General features: G+C 68.7%; 17 protein-coding genes. 7 read left to right on the top strand and 10 right to left on the bottom strand.

Annotated elements, in window-relative coordinates; translation table 11 throughout:
- Nucleotides 1-112: 112 nt before the first annotated feature.
- The 4 genes from QNO12_RS03780 to manA all read right to left on the bottom strand — a co-directional run bounded on the left by QNO12_RS03780 (nucleotide 113) and on the right by manA (nucleotide 6,162).
- The gene (locus QNO12_RS03780; protein WP_257502898.1) at nucleotides 113-1,531 is read right to left on the bottom strand and encodes a DUF5719 family protein; all 1,419 of its coding nucleotides are present in this window, start codon (nucleotides 1,529-1,531) and stop codon (nucleotides 113-115) included.
- Entirely contained in the window at nucleotides 1,528-4,374 is a 2,847-nt protein-coding gene (locus QNO12_RS03775; protein WP_257502899.1) for a glycosyltransferase, read from the bottom strand. The genes QNO12_RS03780 and QNO12_RS03775 overlap by 4 nt, the downstream gene beginning before the upstream one ends.
- Before the next feature lie 103 nt (nucleotides 4,375-4,477).
- Nucleotides 4,478-4,798 carry a WhiB family transcriptional regulator gene (locus QNO12_RS03770; protein WP_091705126.1) on the bottom strand — a complete coding sequence of 107 codons (321 nt, stop codon included), beginning with the start codon at nucleotides 4,796-4,798 and terminating at the stop codon, nucleotides 4,478-4,480.
- Nucleotides 4,799-4,977: 179 nt separating this feature from the next.
- Nucleotides 4,978-6,162: a mannose-6-phosphate isomerase, class I gene (manA, locus tag QNO12_RS03765; protein WP_257502900.1), complete on the bottom strand. Its 1,185-nt coding sequence runs from the start codon at nucleotides 6,160-6,162 to the stop codon at nucleotides 4,978-4,980.
- 86 nt (nucleotides 6,163-6,248) lie between these two features.
- On the opposite strand from manA, the gene QNO12_RS03760 reads away from it, so the two are divergent.
- Complete coding sequence (locus QNO12_RS03760) at nucleotides 6,249-7,649, top strand: O-antigen ligase family protein (RefSeq protein WP_257502901.1); 1,401 nt, start codon at nucleotides 6,249-6,251, stop codon at nucleotides 7,647-7,649.
- Nucleotides 7,646-8,977: an O-antigen ligase family protein gene (locus QNO12_RS03755; RefSeq protein ID WP_257502902.1), complete on the top strand. Its 1,332-nt coding sequence runs from the start codon at nucleotides 7,646-7,648 to the stop codon at nucleotides 8,975-8,977. The genes QNO12_RS03760 and QNO12_RS03755 overlap by 4 nt, the downstream gene beginning before the upstream one ends.
- Nucleotides 8,978-8,985: 8 nt before the next feature.
- On the opposite strand, the gene galE is transcribed toward QNO12_RS03755, so the two are convergent.
- On the bottom strand, nucleotides 8,986-9,978 hold the full coding sequence (gene galE, locus QNO12_RS03750) for a UDP-glucose 4-epimerase GalE (RefSeq protein ID WP_257502903.1): 993 nt from the start codon (nucleotides 9,976-9,978) through the stop codon (nucleotides 8,986-8,988).
- 143 nt (nucleotides 9,979-10,121) lie between these two features.
- Between galE and QNO12_RS03745 the strand changes: the two genes are divergently transcribed.
- Together QNO12_RS03745 and QNO12_RS03740 are read left to right on the top strand one after the other, a co-directional pair.
- Nucleotides 10,122-12,032: a glycosyltransferase gene (locus tag QNO12_RS03745; RefSeq protein ID WP_257502904.1), complete on the top strand. Its 1,911-nt coding sequence runs from the start codon at nucleotides 10,122-10,124 to the stop codon at nucleotides 12,030-12,032.
- Nucleotides 12,032-13,027, top strand: a complete 996-nt coding sequence (locus QNO12_RS03740) for a glycosyltransferase (protein WP_257502977.1) — start codon at nucleotides 12,032-12,034, stop codon at nucleotides 13,025-13,027. Before QNO12_RS03745 ends, QNO12_RS03740 begins: the two co-directional genes overlap by 1 nt.
- A gap of 63 nt (nucleotides 13,028-13,090) precedes the next feature.
- Here QNO12_RS03740 and QNO12_RS03735 read toward each other — a convergent pair whose 3' ends face one another.
- The 4 genes from QNO12_RS03735 to QNO12_RS03720 all read right to left on the bottom strand — a co-directional run bounded on the left by QNO12_RS03735 (nucleotide 13,091) and on the right by QNO12_RS03720 (nucleotide 17,060).
- On the bottom strand, nucleotides 13,091-13,831 hold the full coding sequence (locus QNO12_RS03735; protein ID WP_257502905.1) for an ABC transporter ATP-binding protein: 741 nt from the start codon (nucleotides 13,829-13,831) through the stop codon (nucleotides 13,091-13,093).
- A complete protein-coding gene (locus QNO12_RS03730; protein ID WP_257502906.1) occupies nucleotides 13,831-14,622 on the bottom strand; it encodes an ABC transporter permease in 792 nt (263 codons plus the stop codon). Before QNO12_RS03730 ends, QNO12_RS03735 begins: the two co-directional genes overlap by 1 nt.
- Nucleotides 14,623-14,646: 24 nt before the next feature.
- Nucleotides 14,647-15,783: a UDP-galactopyranose mutase gene (glf, locus tag QNO12_RS03725; RefSeq protein WP_257502907.1), complete on the bottom strand. Its 1,137-nt coding sequence runs from the start codon at nucleotides 15,781-15,783 to the stop codon at nucleotides 14,647-14,649.
- 104 nt (nucleotides 15,784-15,887) lie between these two features.
- The gene (locus QNO12_RS03720) at nucleotides 15,888-17,060 is read right to left on the bottom strand and encodes a PQQ-binding-like beta-propeller repeat protein (protein WP_257502908.1); all 1,173 of its coding nucleotides are present in this window, start codon (nucleotides 17,058-17,060) and stop codon (nucleotides 15,888-15,890) included.
- Nucleotides 17,061-17,519: 459 nt separating this feature from the next.
- On the opposite strand from QNO12_RS03720, the gene QNO12_RS03715 reads away from it, so the two are divergent.
- Genes QNO12_RS03715 through QNO12_RS03705 form a run of 3 tightly spaced genes read left to right on the top strand, consistent with a single transcriptional unit; the run spans nucleotide 17,520 to nucleotide 20,686 of the window.
- Nucleotides 17,520-18,410 (top strand): glycosyltransferase, encoded by an 891-nt coding sequence (locus QNO12_RS03715; protein ID WP_257502909.1) that lies wholly within the window; start codon nucleotides 17,520-17,522, stop codon nucleotides 18,408-18,410.
- Between the two features lie 36 nt (nucleotides 18,411-18,446).
- Nucleotides 18,447-19,583 (top strand): NAD-dependent epimerase/dehydratase family protein, encoded by a 1,137-nt coding sequence (locus QNO12_RS03710; RefSeq protein ID WP_257502910.1) that lies wholly within the window; start codon nucleotides 18,447-18,449, stop codon nucleotides 19,581-19,583.
- A complete protein-coding gene (locus QNO12_RS03705) occupies nucleotides 19,580-20,686 on the top strand; it encodes an acyltransferase family protein (RefSeq protein WP_257502911.1) in 1,107 nt (368 codons plus the stop codon). Before QNO12_RS03710 ends, QNO12_RS03705 begins: the two co-directional genes overlap by 4 nt.
- Before the next feature lie 3 nt (nucleotides 20,687-20,689).
- Here the strand turns inward: QNO12_RS03705 and QNO12_RS03700 are convergent, their stop codons facing one another.
- The gene (locus tag QNO12_RS03700; RefSeq protein WP_257502912.1) at nucleotides 20,690-21,442 is read right to left on the bottom strand and encodes a glycosyltransferase; all 753 of its coding nucleotides are present in this window, start codon (nucleotides 21,440-21,442) and stop codon (nucleotides 20,690-20,692) included.
- Nucleotides 21,443-21,479: the final 37 nt, after the last annotated feature.

Raw genomic sequence — 21,479 nt, 5'->3', positions numbered from 1 at the left:
GCCGCGCATCGATCAGCGGCTGGGCCACTACTGGAGCACCGGGCCGCCGAAGGCGGCGTAGCCAGATCTCCGCAGCACCGGACCGCGCGTAGCCACGTCCGCGGTGACGTGCCTACGGGTAGACGGTGACCTGCGGCGCCGCGGCATCCGAGGGCCATACCGGGAAACCGGCGAGCGCGCCGTCGCCGGTGAGCGACAGACCGGCCCGGATGCCGGCGCCTCCGGCTTCGAGCAGGTAGACGGTGCGCGCGGAAAGCCGCACCGAGGCGCTCTCACCGGGCGCAACGGTGACCTCCGTGACGAAGCCGCCATCGACCGCCTCCACCGCGGTGGTCACCGGCTCTTCAGTCGGATTGGCCAGGGTCAGCACCGGGGTCGGCCCGGGGGGTGTCGCGAACAGTCCCTCTCCGGTGACCGGCGGTGCCGCGCTGTACCAGGCGAAGTCCGCGCCTTCGCCGAATCCGGTGGTCTGCCACACCGCTGCGACCACCGGCGTGTCCGCCGAGACCTCGACGGTGTACAGACCCGTCGCCAGCCCGCCGAGGTCGACCTCGGTCGGGATGCCCGCCGTGAGCGGGACCGTGGTCGGCGCCGCGTTCGCTGCGGCGGTCCCGACCGCGGACGCGGTGATCACGGCAGTGGTGTCCTGATCCGGTGAGAGCATGCGCACGACGGTCGCGGCATCCGAGGAGCCCTCCGCGTCCGGGTTCTGGGTCACCGTGACCCCGGGCATCACCTGGATGCGGTCCGGCGCCACGGTCGCGCCGACCTGGTCCACGCCACCGGGGACGAGCGTGCGTGTGATGCTCGTCTGCAGCGCCGCCTGCACCGGGGCGCCGGTCGCGGTGACCCGGATGACGGGGCTCTGCTCACCGAGCTGAAGGCCGGCCAGCGGGAGCACCGCCTGGGCGCCGGGACCGACGACCAGCTCACCGGCACCCGCGGGCACCTGGGGACCGCTCGCGCCGAAGACGGTCAGCTGCACGGTCGCGGCGACCGTTCCCGGATTCGCGAGCAGGACGGTGTCCGACGCCCCCGTCGCCGCGGATCCGCCCACGAGCCAGGATTCCATCAGGGCAGGTCGGCACGCGGCCGCGGCGAATCCGCTCAGGTCCTCCGCGACGATCGTGGACGATCCGGATGCCGCCACATCGGTGCGGGTGCCGTCCACCGGCTCGGCCACCACTGCCGTGGCCGGCGCCGATCCGTCCGAAGCGGGCGTGGTGAGCGGACGCGTCGTCGGCACCGGACGCCCCTGCGCCACGCCGCTGATCACCGTCTGCGGCGCCGCCGTCACGATGCGGCCCGCGTCTTCCAGCTCCCGGCCGAGCGCGAGGAGCCCGCCCGGGCAGACGACCACGCTCGCCGACGGCGCCGGCATCGCCGTGATCGCGACCGGTTCGCGGGCCGCGGTCGGCCACGGCAGAGAGACGGCAGTGACCACCGCGATGACGAATCCGATCGCCACCAGGGTGCCCACCAGCAGCCGTGCGCTGGTGCTCGCCCAGCGGAATACACGCCGGTCGCTCATCGACCCTCCTGCCAGTGCGGGCCGACGACCCGAGAGGTGCGCCGAGCCTCGCGGCGCGACGCCGCCGTGGGAACCGCGAGCAGCAGAGCGACGGCGACGGCGGCGAGCTGCGCCAGCGCGATCCCCCGCGCGACCTCATGAACGGATGCCGACGCCTGCGCCCGCGGCTCGGTGGGCTGCGTGACACGCCAGAGCACTCCCTTGGCGGTCTCGCCCACGGAGTCCAGACCGTCGCGCTGGTCGAGGGCGGTGGCCGCTGCGAGGCGGAAGGCGCGTGCGGTGTCCGACTCGGCACCCGGACTCGGCGCCAGCAGCACGAAGCTGATGCCGTGCCCGGCCAGGACGGCGACAGCGTCATCCGTGGTGGAGGTGACCAGGTCCGCGGTCAGGGACGCGATCGCCTCGTCTGCAGCGGTCGCCTTCACGCGCGTCGAGATCATCGTCGCCTGACCGTTCAGCGTCTCGCTCCCACCCCACACGACCCGTGCGGACACTCCCCCGGCGTTCTGCGGCGTCAGGATCATCGTCCCGACATCGGGATCCTCGCGTCCGGCGGCGCTGACGTAGGCCGGCAGCGTGCTCGGGGGACCGTTGCTCAGGAGTGCGGTGCCGCGCGCCATCGCGGAGAGGCTGGGCAGGGCCAGCACCGTCAGCGCGAGCACCACGCCAACCGCCGCCACGTTGCGCGCGGCGGCGAGCCGAGGCGCCAGTCCCACATCGAGTGCGGCCAACGCTCCGCCGAGCACCCCCAGCCAGGCCAGGCTGAGGCCGGCGCCGGGCCACAGCGGCACGGGCAGCGACTGCGCGAAGGCGACCGAGATCCCGACCGCTGCAAAGGCGGTCGCCAGGCCGAGTGCGGCGATCACCAGGAGGGCGACTCCGGCGGCCCAGCGCTGCGTGAGCGGCGCCATGAGCGCAAGGAGCGCGACCGGCGCAGCCAGCAGCGGCACCCACCACGTCGGCCACCCCGGCACGAAGCCGACCCACCCGACGATGTCGGAGGTCGGTATGCCTGCGGCCAGCAGGGCGCGACCGGCGGTGTCCGCGCCCACCTGGCCGCCCAGCCAGGTCAGTCCGGGGTCGGCGAGCAGTCCGAGCGGGTTGCCCACGCGCAGCTGGTGCCACACGATCGGAGCCGCCAGCAGCGCGGCGGGCACGACCAGCCAGATCACCCTGGCGACCCCGCGGCCGCGCCGCAGGATCAGGGTGAGGATGACCGCGGCGAGCCAGATCACGATCAGCGCGGGGACGAGGGACGGTGCCGAGGCGGCGACGGCGGCGAAGACCACGGATGCTGCTCCGGACGCGACCCAGGATCGATGCGCGACGGAACCGGCGTAGAAGAGCCAGGGCAGCAGCAGGTGGGCGATGACCGCGCTGGGGCGGCCCTGCACGAGCGCGGCCAGAAGGGTGGGCGCAAGTGCCCAGATCGCACCGCCGGCGAAGCGCAGCAGCGGCCGGTCCGTCACCCGCGTGGCCGCGAACCACCCACCCAGTGCGGACAGGGGCAGCGCGAGCAGCCACAGCACCACCAGGGCCCGGGAGGGCTCCAGGGGCCAGAGGCTGCCCACGACGGCCAGGACCGCCGCGAACGGATCGGCCGGCCCGATGGTGCCCAGGCCCGAGGCGCGCAGACCGTAAGCGGCGTCGCCCCACAGCCGCGCAGCCGTGGCCGCCAGGGGCTCCAGGCCGCCGCCGCCGAGAACGGGCCACGCCGCAAGAGCGGGGAACGCCCCGATCGAGACCACCACGGCGCCGAGCACCAGCCATGCACCCCCGCCGGTGAAGAACCGGAGTTCTCCCCGCCGGGAGGGGGCCGTCGAATCGGCATCGTCGTCGAGCTGCTCGCGCAGGTCTCGTCGGGTCACCCGCAGGGGCGCCAGCTGTGCCCACGACACCGTGCGCGTGGTGCGGATGCGCGAGCGGGCCCGCGCGACGGCCGGCAGGCTCACAGTCGCCACCGCCGCCGCCCCCCACTCGGGCCAGACCAGAGACGGCCGCTTGCGGACGATCTGCAGAACGGACCGCCACAGCGCGGTCGGCAGGATCGCCAGCCACAGGAACGGCACGGCCGGCGGCGGCGCATAGGCGAGGCGACGATGCAGCTCAGCCGTGCGGGACGCGAACGCGCGGCGCCGGCGCCGCGCGCCGGTCAGCGGTGCCGGGAGCCCCGCGACGCCGTCTCCGGCCACTGCGACCAGAGCGGTCGGCACCAGCAGGACCCGCCCGCCGATGAGCCGTGCCCGCACGCCCAGATCGAGGCCTTCGTCCGCGCCCGCCAGACCGCGATCGATCCCACCGAGTTCGCGCCACACCTCGGTCCGGACCAGAATGCCGCGGATGTCGGCGCCCAGCACGTCCTCGCGCGCGTCGTGCTGACCCTGATCCAGTTCGTGATCGGCCAGGCCGACGCTGCGACCGAACGCCGTCATGCTCACGCCGAGGGAGACGATCTCGGCACGGTCATCCCAGCGCACAAGCTTGGGGGCGGCGAAGGCGACTGACGGCCCGAGCTCGAGAGCGCCGACCAGACGGCTGAGCGCCTCCGGTTCCGGCGCGGTGTCCTGTGCGAGGATCCATACCGCGTCGCCGCTCAACCGCAGCGTCGCCATCGCGGTCGCGGCGGCGAATCCGGTCGACGCGGGTGCGCTGATGACCGATTCGGCTCCGGATGCCGCCGCGACGGCGGTCACGCCGGCATCGTCTCCGCAGACCACGATCGTCAGCGCATCGACCCGTCGGCTCTGCTCCGCGAGGGCGGCGAGGGTGCGACGCAGATGGTGCGCGGCGGGGGTGCGCCCATCGGGGCGCACGACGAGAATGGCGTGGACTCTGGCGGGCATGACGTGGACAGCCTAGGCGCGTGGATCAGCCGCGCCGGGTGTACGCGCCGCTGTCGGCCGGAACCGGCCGTCGTCGCCGTACCGGCGCGGCGACGCGGCCGCGTCAGCTCGCGCGGCGCTTGAGCTTGCGGCGCTCGCGCTCGCTGAGCCCGCCCCAGATGCCGAAGCGCTCGTCGTTCTGCAGCGCATATTCCAGGCACTCGCCCCGGACGTCGCACGTGGTGCAGATCTTCTTCGCGTCTCGCGTGGAGCCGCCCTTCTCAGGGAAGAACGCCTCAGGGTCGGTCTGCGCACACAGTGCGTCTGTCTGCCAGCCCAGCGGGTTTCCGTCCTCACCCTCGAGCGGGCGACGCACCCCCGGCACACCCAGCTGAACAGGATCGACGAACCAATTGTCGGGAACGCCGGAACGGTAACCCGTCATCTCGCTCTCCCACCTTCTCACCCCACGCTGGCTCGCGTGTGTAGTGATAATTACACCGGTGTAGTTCGCTGGGGTCAAGTCGCAGATCGTAAAGCCTCACCTGGCGCTTGAACGTTTACGACGCGCCGTCGGCGTGTCGCGATCGTCCGCGCGGGACCGTGACGCGGCATCATCTCACGTCAGGACCCGCCCGCACCCGCGGATGCCGACCCGGGCAGAGCCAGGAAGAGCTCTCCGTAACCGGAAAGGATCACGTGCTGCTCGTCCGGGGTCACGAGCAGTGCCTGTCCCGGGCGGAGCTCGACCGCCTCGCCCGACCGGTTGCCCCGGACCTCGAGGACTCCCTTCGTGGCGAGTGCGATCGTGGTCCCGGTCACGGGCACGCGGGAGGACCCGTCGGGCGCGACGCTGACGCGCAGCAGCGCGAAATCGGCGACATCCGTCTCGTACCGGGCCGCCCCGCCGCCGAGTCGCTGCGGACGCAGCACCCGGATGGGCCCCGGTGTGGAATCGAGGACGTCGAGCAGTTCGGCGACGTCGATGTGCTTGGCGGTGAGCCCCCCGCGCAGGACGTTGTCGCTGGCCGCCATGACTTCGACGCCGAGTCCCTCCAGATACGCGTGCAGCACACCCGCCGGGATGAACACCGCCTCACCGCGGTGCAGGGTGACCAGGTTCATCAGCATCGCCACCACCACGCCGGGGTCACCGGGATGCCGCGCAGCGAGATCCTTCATGCGTGCCAACTCGGGGCCGAACTCTGCGTCGTCGGTCGTGGCTGCGGCCGCGATGATCGCCTCGACGTCGGGCTGCGCCCGACCGGAGAGCAGCCACCCGAGCGCGTCGCGCAGTGCGGCCGCGGCATCCGGCCCGTTCAGCCTGGCGGCCAGGCCGGCCGCTGCCGGGCCCAGCGCCTGCAACAGCCGACGCGTGGCTGCGATCTCCCGGAGTCCGGCCAGCGCGGTGAAGGTCTCGCTGAGCGCGACGATCAGTTCGGGTTTGTGGTTCTCGTCGCGGTACGTCCGCTCCGCCGCATCCCGGGGCACACCGGCCGCCTCTTCCTTCGCGAAACCCGCGACCGCCTGCGCGCGGGAGGGGTGCGCCTGGATGGACAGCGGGGATGCCGCGGCCAGCAGCTTCAGCAGGTACGGAAGGTGGGCAGGAGCGCCGGTGCGCGCGCCCTCTTCGGCGAGCCAGACACCGAGGGGGCGTCCGTCCGGCACCAGCGCGGGACTTCCCGGGTGATCGCCGAACCACACCTCCGCTTCCGGGCGCCCGGAGGGATCCCGGCCCTCCAGCCCGGCCAGGAGCGTGACGCTGCCCCAGTCGTAGTCGCGGGGGGTGTTCGCAAGGGGCACCAGCATTCCTCCAGCGTAGAGTCGGGCACCGTCATCGCCGCACTGGTCATCGCGCACGAGGGTTGCGGGCCAGGCGCTACCCTGATCAGACGATGGCCGTCTACACGAAGCACCCGGCGTCGACCCCGCCGGCGGCACCGGTCCGCGAGAAGACGGGTCACCTGATGCTCCGCGGCTGGTGCATCTTCGTGCTGTTCATGGCGCTGTCCGGCACGGCGTGGATCAACGCGATCGGCCAGCTGCCGACGGCGGTGGTGACGATCGCCGGCGGGGTGCTCTCACTCGGACTGTGGTTCGCGGTGCGGCCACCGGTGCAGTGGCGCCGCCTGCCCTGGTTCACGATGGCGTACGTGCTGTGGGCCGCGCTGTCGATCATCTGGTCGCAGTGGCGGGAGGCGACCGCGCTCACGCTCCTGCTGCTGGGCATCACGACTCTGCAGGCACTGTTCATCGGGAGTGTGCTGACCTGGCGCGAAGTGATCCGCGCCACCTCCGCCGCGCTGAAGTGGGTCCTCGCGCTGTCACTGATCTTCGAGCTCTGGGTCGCACTGTTCGTCCGCGTGCCCCTGCTGCCCGGTTTCGTCCCTCGCACCGAGCCCGTCGACCCGATCCTGTACTGGTCGCGGAACAACCTGTTCGACGAAGGCCGGATCCAGGGCATCATGGGCAACGCCAATCTGCTCGGACCGGTCGCCCTCCTGGCGATCGTCGTGTTCGCGATCCGCTTCGCCGCCGGCGCGGCCGGCCGCGTTCTGCTGGGCGGGTGGATCGTCTTGGCTGCCTACCTGTTCTATCGGGCGGCATCGGCGACCGCGTACGTGGCCGCGGCGGCTGTGGTGATCGTGCTGGTGACGGTGCTGTTGATGCGCCGCGCGCGCCGCCCCGGCGAGCGCACCCGGTATTACATCGGGTTCGCCGTGGTCGGGCTGGGCGGCGCTGCGGCGTTCTGGCTGCTGCGCGACACGATCTTCGCAGCGCTCGGCCGCAGCACCGACCTGACCGGCCGGGAGATGATCTGGCAGGCGGTGCTGGATCGCGCGATGCAGCGGCCGGTGCTGGGCTGGGGATTCTCCACCCCGTGGATCACGAGCGATCCGGCGTTCGACGGGTGGATCCTCGATCACGGCCAGTCCGTGATGCAGGCTCACAACGTGTGGATCGACGTCTTCTTCCAACTCGGCGCGATCGGCGTCGCCCTGCTCGCCATGGCCTACCTCGCCTACATCTGGCGCTCGTGGTTCTTCGCCGTCGACCGACCCCGATGGGATCTGCGGGCCGACCGGCCGTACTCACCGCTGACCCTGCTGCCCACGCTGGTCGGCGCCATCCTGCTGGTGCAGGGCCTGGCCGAGTCCAGTCCGCTGCTGCTGTGGGGCTGGCTGTTCCTGGTCATGCTCCCGTTCAAGATGAAGCAGTCGCCGCACATCGGCGAAGGCGCCGCCGAGCTGCGCATCGCCATCGAGCGTGGCGAGCTGACCACGCGGGCCTCGTGACCGACCCGGTACGAGGCGCCGGCCCTGCGCGCTGGATCGGACTGCTCGGGTCGGCCGCGCTCGCCCGCGCGTACACGATCGCCGTCCTGGGCGCGGTCTTCTCCTCCTTCGCGATCGAGAAGATCGCCGGACGCGTCACCTACGTCTCGATCATCGTGGGCCTCTGCCTGCTCGGCATCGGCATCCTCGTCTCCCGACGCCGGGAGATCTCGCTCGTGCGTCTCGTGCCGACCACGCTGGTGCTGTTCGTGGCCTGGGCACTGATCAGCGCGTTCTGGAGCCAGAGCCCCTCGACGTCATTGTGGGGCTGGGTCTCCACGGCCGCCCTGGCCTTCCTCGCCGTCACGATCGGTCATGTCCGCGACACGCTGCAGACCGCGCGCGCACTGGGCGACGTCATGCGCGTGCTGCTGTCGATCTCCCTCGGCGTCGAGATACTCGCCGGCGTCATCCTGGACATGCCCTTCCGGTTTCTCGGCATCCAGGGCGACATCGCCCAGCTCGGCCCGATCCAGGGGATCTTCGGCACGCGAAACCTGCTGGGCTTCGCCGCGGTGATCGCCCTGATCACGTTCCTGATCGAGTACCGCACCCAGTCCGTGCGCGTCGGCGTGTCGGTGTACTCCGTCGTGCTCGCCGGCGGCCTCGCTGCCCTCAGCGACTCCCCCACCGTCCTGGTCCTCGCACTCGCCGTGGGCCTGGCCGTGGGTGCGCTGGCCTTGGTGCGGCACGCGAGCCCGGAGCGGCGGTCGGCCCTGCAGTTCGCCTTCGGCGGGCTGGTGGTGGTGGGCGTGATCATCGGCTACGCGGCACGGCATCCGATCATCGCCTTCCTGGGAGCCGGCACCGACTTCTCGATGCGCGTGGACCTGTGGAACACGATGGTCGACTATCTGCGCTCCAAGCCCGTGCAGGGCTGGGGGTGGTTCGGCCCCTGGGATCCCCAGGTGTTCCCGTTCAACGCCATCAACTACGGGCTGCGCACGAGCCATGCGACCGGCCTGAACGCGTACTTCGACGTGCTGCTGCAGCTCGGGTGGGCCGGGCTGCTGCTGTTCACCGCCTTCGTGGGCACCGCCCTGGTGCGGTCGTGGCTGGACGCGAGCGAGCGCCGCTCGGTGATCTACGCGTGGACTCCGCTGCTGCTGATCACCCTGCTGGTGAATTCCATGTTCGAGAGCTTCGCGCTGTTCGGATTCGGCTGGCTCCTGCTCGTGCTCTGCGCGGTGCGCGCCGGTCAATCCCGCTCGTGGCGGGAGCGCATCGATGCGATCGGCGGTGGGCCGGACCTGCCGAGTATCCAGGAAGGTCGGCCTTCCAACGCGTAGCCCGGGGCTCAGTGCCCCGACGCTGAGTCGAAGGACTCAGCCCACGCGAGCGAGTCGCGAATGCCTTCGTCAATGGTCAGCTCTGCCCGCCAGCCGAGCAGATCCGCTGCCCGCTGCACGTCCGCGTACGCGCCCGCGACATCACCGGCGCGGCGGGGCCCGATGCGCACGTCGACGCTGGCCCCGGTGACCCGCTTGAATGCGGCGACGAGTTCCCGGATGGTCGTTCCGGTGCCCCCGCCGACATTGACGGCACGGAAGGCCGCTTTCTCTGTGACGAGGTCAAAGCGCCGAACCGCTTGGACATGCGCGCGCGCGAGGTCCCACACGTGGATGAAGTCCCTCAGTCCCGACCCGTCCCGCGTCGGCCAGTCTGTTCCGGTGATGGTGAAGGTTCCACCGTGCCGATGCGCGGAGATCAACAGGCCCAGCACATGCGACGGGTCGCGCTGGGGAAGACCGCTCCGAGACTGGGGATCCGCGCCGATCGGGTTGAAATATCGAAGCGCGATGGCTCGCAAATCCCCGGCACCCGCACTGTCGGCGAGGATCTGCTCGACCATCGCCTTCGTCCGGGCGTATGGGCTGGCCGGTTGGATCGGCCCTTCCTCGGTCACGGCGCCGCCGTCCTCCGCGTCGTAGACGGAAGCAGAGGAACTGAAGATGACCTTGCCGATGCCGTTGCGTTGCAGGCCGCGGAGCAGCTCGATCGTCTTGGCTACATTCGTGTCGTAGTAGCCCAGCGGATCTATGACCGAGTCGGGGACGACCACCTTTGCCGCACAGTGGATCGCGAACGAAAGGTCAGGGTGATCGGCAGCGATCTGGTCGAGGAGGGAGGCGTCCGCGATATCTCCTCGGTAGAACAACCGACCACGCGTGAAAGCTTCGCGGCCGGTGGAAAGGTCATCCAGAATCACGGGGATGATTCCGGCATCCATGCACGCCGATGCGACCGTGCTGCCGATGAACCCTGCACCCCCGGTGATCAAGACCTTCATCGCACCGCTCGCCCTTCGATTGCAGCACCCACGCAGTTGAGGCTACGGCAGGCGGCGGATCCAGAAGATCCTCATGATCGGAGGGTAGGCTACTCCCGGCCCCACGACTCGGCGCCAGTCGCCGTCTTTTCGGAGTTTTCCACGTGCCTCACGTCCTGCAGAATGTCGTCTTCCCCCTCGATCGCGATCCCGATCTGCTGCCTCTCTACGCGGACCCGGAGACGTGGTCGATCATCGACGACGAGCCGGTTCGCGTGTCGAACCTGGCACACATGGGAAACATCCTGGGGCGCCATCAGGCGCGAATCCTCGCGGGGCGGCGCGTGTCGTTCGGCACCTACTTCAACGCCTTCCCGGCTTCATACTGGCAGCACTGGACCGCGGTGCGACACGTGACGCTGACTGTTCGCACCGAAGGTCCCTGCACCATCTTGATCTACCGGTCCACCGGGTCCGGTGTGAGTCAGCGCCTTGAGACCCGTGAAGCAGACGGCGATGCGACGAACTCGTTCGAACTCCAGCTCGATCAGTTCAGCGACGGCGGTTGGATCTGGTTCGACCTCGTCGCCGACGACAAAGACGTGCTCTTTCAAGGCGCGGAGTGGACCACGGAGCAGGAACCCGCGCGCATGGGCAAAGCGTCCATCGGCATCACGACGTTCAACAAACCGGACTACTGCATCTGGACCCTATTGAACCTCGCGGCAGAGCCTGATGTTCTTGAGGTCGTCGACCGGATCTTCGTTGTTGATCAGGGCGACCGCCGGGTCGATGCGCAGCCGGAGTTCGCAGAGGTCGCCGCCACACTGGGGGATACCCTTCAGGTCATCACGCAGCCGAACCTGGGCGGCTCGGGAGGGTTCTCGCGGGCGATGGCGGAAACGCTGGACCGTCCTGAAAGCGACTTCGTACAGCTCTTGGATGACGACGTCCGCCTCGAGCCCGAGTCGGTGCGACGCTCCATCGTTTTCGGGCGCTACGCGTCCACTCCCACCATTGTCGGCGCACACATGTTCGACCTCCTCGATCGCCCGAAGCTGCATGCCTGGGCCGAGGTGGTGGACGACGAGCCCTTCATGTGGCGGGCGCTCTACCAGGACAAACTTCCTCACGACTTCTCGGCATCCAACCTCCGCCAGACACCCATGCTGCACATGCGTCTCGATGCCGATTACAACGGCTGGTGGATGTGCCTGATACCCGTTGAGGTCATTCGTGCCGTCGGGCTCGCTTTGCCCGCGTTCATCAAATGGGACGACGCGGAGTACTGTTTGCGCGCTCGCGACGCTGGTTTCCCTACCGTGTCGGTGCCCGGTGTTGCGTTGTGGCATGTCTCCTGGGTCGGCAAGGATGACTCAATCGACTGGCAGGCATACTTCCATGCCCGCAACCGGATCGTGGCAGGCCTCTTGCATTCCCCGGTGCCGCGCGGCGGTCGCCTGCTAAAGCACAGCCGACGAGTGGATCTGAAGCATCTGATGATGATGCAGTATTATCCGGTGGCACTGCGCCATCGCGCCCTGCGCGATGTCCTGTCCGGTCCTGAGCATATGCGGGCGAACCTGGCCACCGCCATGCCCGCAGCCCGCGACCTCGCAAAGAAGTTTCCCGAGACGCGGGTACACAAGGACACCGGGGTCCCGCTCAGATCTCGACGCGGTCGCCAAGTCTTCAAGCGGGCCTCTCTGCATGAACTCGACAATCCCACAGGCCTCAAGCTGCGTTGGTTCACGGCTGTGACGCTGGTCTCGCACTGGTTCCACGCCCCCAGGCCGGAGAACGTCAGCCAGCCGGAGGTCGAATTCGGCAAGCTCGACGCGCAATGGTGGCGCCTGCCGCTCTACGACTCCGCCTTGGTCAGCGCTGCGGACGGGTCGGGCCAGAACAAGTACGTGCGCAACCGGGCAAACTATCGACGCATGCTCCTCGATAGCGTCCGCCTGCATCGCCGACTCCGCAGGGAGTGGCCTGCGTTGTCGCAGCGCTACCGCCGCGCCCAGACAGAGATGACATCGCTGGCGGAGTGGCGCCGTACGTTCGGGGAAAGCTCGTGATCGTATCCCCTTCGCGCCACGAGGGTCTCGAGACGGAACCGGCGTTCGATCCGGCATCGGCCACGATCGCGATCGTCACGTACAACCGCTCGGGACTGCTGACGAGGCTGCTGGAGAGCATCACGCGCATGGACCCGAAGCCCGGGCACGTCGTCATCATCGACAACGCGTCCGTGGACGACACCACGCTGGTCGTGGAGTCCTTCCGGGAGCGTCTCGGGTCGGAGCTGGTCTACCGGCGGCTGGAGACGAACACCGGCGGCTCGGGTGGTTTCAGCGAGGGGATGCGCGTCGCGTACGAGCTCGGCTCCACCTGGATGTGGCTCATGGACGACGACGTCGAGGTGCTGCCCGACGGCCTGGCCCGGATGGGATCCTGGGCGCCGCGGTTCAAGAGCATCCAAGGGCGCCGCTACGACTACGACGGCAGCGAGTTCTACTGGCAGTACCGGGTTGCCGAGCCGCTGGGCATCCCGATCCCGTTCGCCCCGGCCGGCTTCGACGAGACCGGCTTCAAGGAGATGAACTCCGGCTGCTTCGAGGGGATGTTCATCCACCGCGACATCGTGCAGCAGATCGGCCTGCCCGATCCTCGCTTCTTCATCTACTGGGACGACCAGATGTACGGCTGGCTCGCCTCGCGCAAGACCACCTCGGTGATCGTGAACGAGTTCGTGCTGCGGCGGACGCGCGAGATCAAGCAGTGGGACATGGGCATCCGCCACATGAACGCAAGCAGCAATGCGTATCGGTACTACATCATGCGCAACCGCGGCCACATGAAGAACTACTACCGTTCGCTGGGTGTCTACAACCCGATGCTGTTCGGTGCCGGGACGGCGCTCACGTTCGTCAAGGAGCTCATCCGGCTCTTCGCCGTCGAGCACACGGTCCGCGGCACGAGCAACCTGTTCCGCGGCATTCGGGACGGTCGCCGGATCGCCCGGGATTCCTCCTGGCAGCCGATGCCGCCGCTTGAGGCCACCGCCCGCTGACGGCGGCCCGGACTGCTCTGCTCCGCCGGGCTCCGGTCCCGCGTTGCCGGCCGAGCCGTCCGGTCAGCCCCCGTTGTAGTCGGCGTTGTAACGGTCCAGCACTTCGCCAATCGGGGCATCCAGTGCGAGCGCGCCCCTGTCCAGATACAGGCCCCGGGTGCAGAAGCGCCGCAGATCCCGCTCATTGTGGCTGACGAAGAACAGCGTCCTGCCTTCGGCCAGAAGCTCGTCGATGCGCCGGTAGCATTTCTCGCGGAAGGCCTTGTCGCCGACGGCCAGCACCTCGTCGACGAGCAGGATCGGCTCCTCGAGCTGGGAGACGACGGAGAAGGCCAGACGCACCTTCATGCCGTTCGACAGGTGCTTGTAGGGCGTGTCGATGGAGTCGCGCAACTCCGCGAAATCGATGATTCCGTCGAACCGCCGCGCCACCTCGGCCCGTGACATCCCATGCAGGCCGGCGGTCAGGCGGACGTTCTCGCGCACGGTCAGATCGCCCACGAACCCCCCGGTGATCTCGATCAGCGGGGCGACGCCGCCGTGCACCGTCACCGCCCCCTCGTCGGGCAGCAGCACGCCGGCCACGAGCTTGAGCAGCGTCGACTTGCCCTGTCCGTTGCGCCCGACCACTCCGATCGACTCCCCCGGCCGCACGTCGAAGGACACGTTCCGCAGCGCCCAGAACTCGCCCGGCTTCGACCGGCGCGACGAATCCGCGAACAGATCCTTGAAGCTCCGCCGCCCTCTGCGGTTGCGACGGAACCGGACGCCCAGGTCGCGCACCTCGATCGCCAGTCCGGTCATCACAGCTCCTTCAGCACGGGACGCTCCAGGCTACGGAACACCAGGATGCCGAGGCAGAGGAAGACCACGCTCATCACGGCGGCGAGCACGACGCTGAAGGTGTCCCATTGATCCGGAAAGAATCCGACGCGGTACAGCGTGAAGATGCCCGCGAGCGGGTTGAAGGCGGCGATCTCGGAGAACGGTGCGGGCAGGTCCGAGACACCGTAGATGACCGGCGACGCGTAGAACAGCGCGCGCAGGATGAGTCGGGTGGTGCGCTCCAGGTCGGCGTAGAGCACGCACAGCGGCGCGACGAGAAGACCCAGCCCGACCAGCAGGATCCCCTGCAGCAGCACCGCCAGCGGGAACCACAGCAAGCCCCAGCCCACGGTCGCGCCGGCGAAGACGGCGAACAGGACCAGAACCGGGATGGACAGCAGATACTCGATGCCCTTGCTCAGCACGATGCGGTTCACCCAGATCGTCCGCGGGATCGCGGTGGAGCGCACCAGCCGCGCGTCCTTGTTGAAGGCGCGGGTGAAATCGGACACCGACGAGTTGAACCACATCCACGGCAGCAGCGCCGACATCAGGAACACGATGTACGGCTCCTCCCCGACGCCGCGGCCGAAGACCTGCGTGAAGACGAACCAGTAGATCAGGCTCATCACGAGCGGGTCCAGGACGGACCACAGGTAGCCGAGCGCGCTCGTGGCGTAGCGGACGCGGAGGTCCCGCGCGGAGAGCAGCCACAACGCGTGGAGGTAGCGCCTCGGCGAGCCGGGAGCGCCGACGGCGGCTGTGGTCACGGAGTCGAGTCTATGGGGGTGGCGTCACGCGAGCTGGTTGTGCCACATCGACAGCGCCGAGCCGATCGCCATGTGCATGTCGAGGTACTGGTAGGTGCCCAGACGGCCGCCGAAGTAGACGTCCTTCTCGCCCTTGGCGAGCTCCCGGTAGGCCAGCAGGCCCGCGCGGTCCTCGGCGGTGCTCACCGGGTAGTACGGCTCGTCGTCGCGCGTGGCGAAGCGGGAGAACTCGCGCATGATGACGGTCTGGTCGGCCGGGTAGCGGTCAGCGCGCTCGGGATGGAAGTGCTTGAACTCGTGGATGCGCGTATACGGGATGTCCGCGTCGGCGTAGTTCATCACGGGCGTGCCCTGGAAGTCGCCGACGCTGAGGACCTCCTCCTCGAAGTCGAGGGTGCGCCAGGACAGGGCGCCCGCGGCATCGTCGAAGTACCGGTCGATCGGCCCGGTGTAGACGATCGGGACCTGTCCGACGGTGGCCGCCTTGTTCAGCGGCTGCTGCTCGTCGAAGAAGTCGACTCCGAGCTTCACCTCGATATTGGGGTGATCGGCCATCCGCTCGATCCACGCCGTGTATCCGTCGGTGGGCAGACCCTCCCACGTGTCGTTGAAGTAGCGGTTGTCGTAGTTGTACCGCACCGGCAGTCGGCTGATCACCTCGGCAGGCAGGTTCTTCGGGTCGGTCTGCCACTGCTTGGCGGTGTAATCGCGGATGAACGCCTCGTACAGGGGGCGACCGATCAGCGCGATGCCCTTCTCCTCGAGGTTCGCGGCATCCTTCACATCGAACTCAGCCGACAGCTCGCGGAGGACCGCGCGGGCCTCGTCCGGAGAGTACGCGGCCTGGAAGAACTGGTTGATCGTGCCGAGGTTGATCGGCAGGGGGTACACCACGCCCTTGTGGTTCGTGTACACGCGGTGGACGTAATTCGTGAACGTCGTGAACCGGCTCACGTACTCCCACACGCTCGGGTTGGAGGTGTGGAACAGGTGTGCCCCGTAACGGTGCACCTCGATGCCGGTCTGGGGCTCGTTCTCGCTGTAGGCGTTGCCGCCGATGTGATGACGGCGGTCGATGACGGTCACCTTGCGACCGTCGGATGCCGCGCGTTCGGCGATGGTGAGACCGAAGAAGCCGGAGCCGACGACGAGAAGATCCATGTGTGCGCCCTCTTGGTTCGCGGTCGCCGCAGACACGGCGGCGCGGCGGGCCGATCGCACCGCCGCACCGCCAGTCTATCCAGCGACTCTGACGAGTGTCGGAGCTACTCGGCGACCGTGATCGGCCATTCCATGGGATTGGTCTGCAGTCGAACCATCGTTCCCCCCCAGTTGATCGCGGGCACGACCGGCTCCGATTGCCAGACAACCGCTCCGGTGGCCAGGTCGTACGCCGTAACTGGGCCCGTGTACGGCGATTGCGTGAAGAGCCGCTCGGAGTCATACCCGATCGGTACCGTCTCGCCCACCGACAACGTCGTGACGGTCCCGCCTGCGCCGAAGACGTTGTACCGGCCGTCGGCCGTCCGCTCGGCCGGTCGTCCGGCCAGCACCATGGCGACGGAATCGGCGGTCAGGGAGCCCAAAGACTCGACAAAAGTCGCCGAACGATCGAACGCGAGCAGTTCGCGATCGATCGTGACGACGACGTATCCGTCGCGAACCGACATCAGCATGCCGTGCTGGGTCGGTCCGCACGCCTGTCCGGTGCGCGGATCGATCGGGGTGAGGGAGGAGTCGTCGCCGGTGGCGAAGAGTATCCCGCCAGCTTGCCAGGCTCCCCCGTCTTCGAGGTGGACGGGCGCCACCGACCATCCGAGCGATGCGCCGGATTCGAATGCGCGGGCGACCCCGTCTACGAAGACCACCTCACCCGCGGTCACGGCCTTCTCGCCAGGGACCTGCCACACCGGAGCGCCCAGATCCTGCGGACGAACTGCGGTGACCACGCCGCCTTCGGAGTAGACGATCAAGTCACGCTGAGCTACGAACGAGCCCTCCCTCTCGCCCAGCTCCCACGCGAATTCGGTGGAGGCGGCGAACTCCGCCGTCGAGAGCACCCGGCCGCTGTCCAGCGATCGCACGGTGATCTCCGTGCGATCGGCATCCGACCGCCAGAAGAACACGACCTCATGTTCTGCCAGGTCCGGCCGTGCGCTGATGAATGTAGAACCGCCCTGCACATCGACGGGCAGATCGACCCGCCAGCGCTCTGTCCCGGCGGGCATCTCGAGCATTCGGTATGCGTAGTTCGGCTCCGGCAGATCAGACGGGGTGCGGACCATCACGCGTCCTGGAGCGACATTGGTGCCGTAGGGAAAGCCGCTCAGTCCCCATCCATAAGCCGACGAGTGCATCGCAAGCGCGGTCTTCTGAACGAAACCCGCGTATTCGGGCAGATCGTTCATCTTCGCGGGGTCGGTCCACGAGAATTCCATGTCGCGTACGCATGAGCCGTACGAGGGGACAGGTGGCTCAGCCGCTGGTGCCTGCGTCGGGCGATCAATGAGCGCCGCCGAAGGTGATGGGGTAGCGGCGGGCGTCGACGAGCTCCTCGGCGCGGACCCATTAGCGACCGCGATACCGACGCTGGCACCCGCGATCAAGATCGCGGCTGTCAGCCCTACGACCGTCCAGGGCAGCCACTTCGTCACCGCCCCGGTGGTGTCGCCGATCGCTCGATCCGACTCGTCTCGAGGAACCTCCTCATTACTGCCCTGCATTGTCACCGGAACTCCTTTTCCGGATACCGTAAGGCGTCCGGGAGCCCGGGGGAATGCCGCCGCAATCACGATCGCGCAAACGCTTCGCGATCATAATTCCCGCGGCGGAATACACCAGGGCCGTAGCCCTCTCCCAGCGAGTCCACGGATCCACTAGCCTACGCTGAGACGGCTATGACTCTCGAGATCTTCGTGCCCTTCTGGGGCGACCCGGCGCTGTTGTACGAGACCGTCGATTCGGTGCGCGCCCAGCGCAACCCGGACTGGCGGCTCACCGTCATCGACGACTGCTACCCGGACGAGCGGGTGCCCGCCTACTTCGCGGAACTGGACGATGCCCGCGTCTCATATACGCGGAACGACGTGAACCTCGGCATCACGGAGAACTATCGGGAGGCGATCAGGCGGGCGACGACGGAGTACATCGCGATACTCGGCTGCGATGATCTGCTGCATCCGAACTATGTCGATGTGGTCACCCGCACAATGACGAAGGTGCCGCACGCGGACGTCATCCAGCCGGGGGTGCGGGTGATCGACGAGCACGGCACGATCGTCAACCCTCTCGCGGATCGTGTGAAGCAGGGTGTCCTTGCGCCGCGCGGCGGGGACGGAACGGCCGTACTGACTGGGGAGCGGATGGCGACCAGCCTGATCCGCGGCGACTGGCTCTACTGGCCTTCTCTCACCTTCCGCACTGAGACCCTTCAGCGCATCGACTTTCGCGAAGGACTGCCGATCATCCAGGACCTCGCCCTCCTGATGGACATCGCCTTCGACGGCGGCACGCTCGCGTACAACCCGACACTGGCCTTCTCGTATCGCAGACACGGCGGCAGCGCCTCGCAGAAGACGCTGCTGGACGGGCGGCGGTTCCGAGACGAGCGCAGGTACTACGCCGAGGCCCGGCGGGTCGCGGAGGCCCACGGCTGGAGTCGCACGGCGTGTACGGCCCGCGCACGCGTGATGTCCCGACTGCATGCGATCACCGAGCTGCCCAAAGTCCTCCGAGGCGGAAACCGCACCGGGATAGAATCGACCCTGGCGCACATCGTCGCCCTCTGACCCGGCTCGCGGGTCCCCATCCCAGGAGTCACCCGCATGTCCGATCATGTGCTCATCACGGGCGGAGCCGGCTTCATCGGCACTCGCCTGGCCCGCCGCTTCGTCGAGGCCGGGTCCACGGTCACGGTGCTCGATGCGCTGATCCCGCAGGTGCACGGGAACGACCCGGCGACCACATCGACACTGCTGCGGTCCCTTGACGGGGTCGCGACCGTGATCCGCGGAACGGTCACTTCCACGGAGGATCTGCGCAGCGCGATCGCCGGTGCGACGGTCGTCGTGCACCTGGCGGCCGAGACCGGCACCGGCCAGTCGATGTACGAGATCGACCGGTACACCGAGACCAACGTCGGCGGGACCGCCAAGCTGCTCGACCTGCTCGCGAACGAGCCGCACACCGTGCGGCGGATACTGATCGCGTCGTCACGCTCCATCTACGGCGAGGGCGCGTACCGCGCGCCGGACGGGACCATCGTCTACCCCTCGCATCGCACCGACGCCGACATGGCGGCCGGAGACTTCGACGTGCATATCCCGGGGGTCGGGCCGCTCAGCGTTATCCCGACGGACGAGAACGCGAAACTGCACCCGTCGTCGGTGTACGGCATCACCAAGCAGATGCAGGAGTCGCTGATCCTCACCGTGGCGCCGACTATCGGCATCCAACCGGTGTCGCTGCGCTATCAGAACGTGTACGGACCCGGGCAGTCCCTCAAGAACCCGTACACCGGCATCCTGTCGATCTTCTCGACCCTGGTCCGCTCCGGCAAAGAGATCAACATCTTCGAGGACGGACTGGAGAGCCGCGACTTCGTCTACATCGATGACGTCGTCGAAGCCACCTTCCGGGCGGCGACGCACCCGGATGCCGCGGGTGGAGTCTTCAACGTGGGCTCAGGCACCGCCACCACGGTGCTCGAGGTCGTCGACGCGCTCTTCGCCGCCTTCGGCGCACGCGTGCCCACCCGGGTGTCGGGCAACTACCGCCTCGGCGATATCCGCCACAACATCGCGGACACGACCCGGTTGCGCGAGGTCCTGGGCTACACCCCCGCCGTGGATTTCCGCGAAGGAGTCGCCCGCTTCGTGGACTGGGTACTCACCGAACCGATCGAGGATGACAGCTACCAGCGCTCCCTCGACGAGATGGCCTCACGGAACCTGCTGAAGTGACGCTGCCGGCAGCGCTGCGCGGCACGCCGTACCCCTACCGCAGGAACAGCCTCAACCTCTTCCGCCTGATCCTCGCCGCCCTGGTGCTGTTCGCGCACAGCTGGTACATCGCAGGGCAGGGCACCGGCCCCTCCATCCAGGGGGAGAACCTGGGGGGCTGGGCGGTCGGCGGGTTCTTCGTGCTGAGCGGCTTCCTGATCACCCGCAGCCGCCTGCGGACCTCGCCCGGAGAGTACCTGCTGCACCGTGTCGCGCGCATCTATCCCGCGTTCGTGGTGGTGCTCATGGTGACGGCGTTCCTGTTCGCGCCGATCGCGCTCCTGATCGAGCAGGGCTCGTTGGCCGGGTTCCTCACCACGCCCATCACGCCGTTCCAGTACGTCTGGGGCAACCTCGCCCTGTACATCGACCACTACAGCATCGGGGCCACGCTGCAGGGCGTTCCGTACCCGGGAGCGTGGAACGGCTCCCTGTGGACGCTCTTCTATGAATTCCTCTGCTATCTCGTGGTCTGGGTGCTCGGGTTCGTCGCGCTGTTCCGGCGGTCGCCGGTCCTCATCGGCGTCCTCTGGCTCTTGAGCGTCGCGATGTACGCCTTCATCGGCGGAGCACAGCGTGTCGGCCTGGACGTCAGCTTCGAGCTGTTCGCCCGGCTCCTGCCGTTCTTCCTCGGCGGCTCGCTCATGTTCTTCCTCATCGAGAAGTGGGGGGTCAACCGCATCCTGGGCATCGCGGCGCTCGTCGCCGCCGTGCTGCTGATCTGGGTGATCCCGCGGTGGGGCGGGCAGGCCTCCGCGCCGCTGCTGGCCTACGGACTGCTCTCGCTGTCGACGTGGGTGCCGCAGCCGGCGTGGATCGCGCGCAACGACGTCTCCTACGGGTTCTACATCTACGCGTGGCCAGTCCAGCAGCTCGTCGTGCTGGTCGGCGGTGCCGCGCTCGGCATGCCCCTCTACATCCTGATCACCGTCATCGTCACCTTCGCGCTGGCCTGGCTCAGCTGGGTGCTGATCGAGCGACCGGCGATGCTGCGGGTCCGGCCGCACGGCGGTCACCTGCGGCCGGAACCCGTCGGTCCCCCGGGCGATATCCAGCAGGCGTGAGGCTCAGCCCAGCGTGCGGCGACGCCGCAGCGCCTCGCGCCAGGCGCGCACCAGCATCCAGCGGGAACCGAGGGCGCGCCGCACCCCGCGCGGGCGCGGCGAGGACGCATTGGCCGCGTGGACGCGCCGCCGCACGGTGGCCGGCTCGACGTGGCGCAGGTGGCCGGTCGCGTTCGCGACGGTCGCGATCCACAGGTCGTGCGATTCGGTCAAGAAGGCGGGGAACGGCGTGATCGCGGCCAGCATGTCCCGCCGCACCGCCATGGCGCACCCGAAGTACGGTGCCACTCCTGCGAGGATGCGAAGCTCATTGCGCACCCGCTGCCGCGAGGTCGCCTCGCGCAGCAGCCAGGGTCGCCCCGACAGCGGCGAGCGCAGCGGCTCCCCCGTTCCGAGCAGCTCCAGATTGGATGCCGCGACCCCGGCCGCCTGCGCTGCCGAGACGAGCATCGTCCGCCGGCCGGCGACCCACTCGTCGTCCTGATCGGCGAGCAGGATCACCTCGCCCTGCGCGGCGAGCAGGGCCGTCTCGAACGTGCGCACGTACCCCCGGTTCGCGGGCTGACGGATGACGCGCACCCGGGCGTCGCCGACGGCCTCCACCACGGCGACCGTGTCATCGGTGCTCGCGTCGTCCACGACCACGACCTCGTCGCCCGCAAGCAGCTCGGCGAGGATGGAACGGAGCTGGTGCTCGACATAGGCGGACCCGTTGTACGTCGCCATGCAGACGCTGACGAACACGGGCTCACTCACGGGGCCTGGCCGCCCTTCGACGCGTCAAAGCGGGCTC

The organism is Microbacterium sp. zg-B185 (assembly GCF_030246885.1).
Classification (GTDB): Bacteria; Actinomycetota; Actinomycetes; order Actinomycetales; family Microbacteriaceae; genus Microbacterium.
The sequence above is the reverse complement of the archived record's forward strand: the minus strand, read 5'-3'. Positions and strand labels throughout refer to the sequence as shown.

Excerpts from the sequence above, each read along its gene's own strand:
- QNO12_RS03780 (WP_257502898.1), bottom strand. The coding sequence starts at position 1,531 with ATGAGCGACCGGCGTGTATTCCGCTGGGCGAGCACCAGCGCACGGCTG.
- QNO12_RS03775 (WP_257502899.1), bottom strand. The coding sequence starts at position 4,374 with ATGCCCGCCAGAGTCCACGCCATTCTCGTCGTGCGCCCCGATGGGCGC.
- QNO12_RS03770 (WP_091705126.1), bottom strand. The coding sequence starts at position 4,798 with ATGACGGGTTACCGTTCCGGCGTTCCCGACAATTGGTTCGTCGATCCT.
- manA (WP_257502900.1), bottom strand. The coding sequence starts at position 6,162 with ATGCTGGTGCCCCTTGCGAACACCCCCCGCGACTACGACTGGGGCAGC.
- QNO12_RS03760 (WP_257502901.1), top strand. The coding sequence starts at position 6,249 with ATGGCCGTCTACACGAAGCACCCGGCGTCGACCCCGCCGGCGGCACCG.
- galE (WP_257502903.1), bottom strand. The coding sequence starts at position 9,978 with ATGAAGGTCTTGATCACCGGGGGTGCAGGGTTCATCGGCAGCACGGTC.
- QNO12_RS03735 (WP_257502905.1), bottom strand. The coding sequence starts at position 13,831 with ATGACCGGACTGGCGATCGAGGTGCGCGACCTGGGCGTCCGGTTCCGT.
- glf (WP_257502907.1), bottom strand. The coding sequence starts at position 15,783 with ATGGATCTTCTCGTCGTCGGCTCCGGCTTCTTCGGTCTCACCATCGCC.
- QNO12_RS03720 (WP_257502908.1), bottom strand. The coding sequence starts at position 17,060 with ATGGAATTCTCGTGGACCGACCCCGCGAAGATGAACGATCTGCCCGAA.
- QNO12_RS03715 (WP_257502909.1), top strand. The coding sequence starts at position 17,520 with ATGACTCTCGAGATCTTCGTGCCCTTCTGGGGCGACCCGGCGCTGTTG.
- QNO12_RS03710 (WP_257502910.1), top strand. The coding sequence starts at position 18,447 with ATGTCCGATCATGTGCTCATCACGGGCGGAGCCGGCTTCATCGGCACT.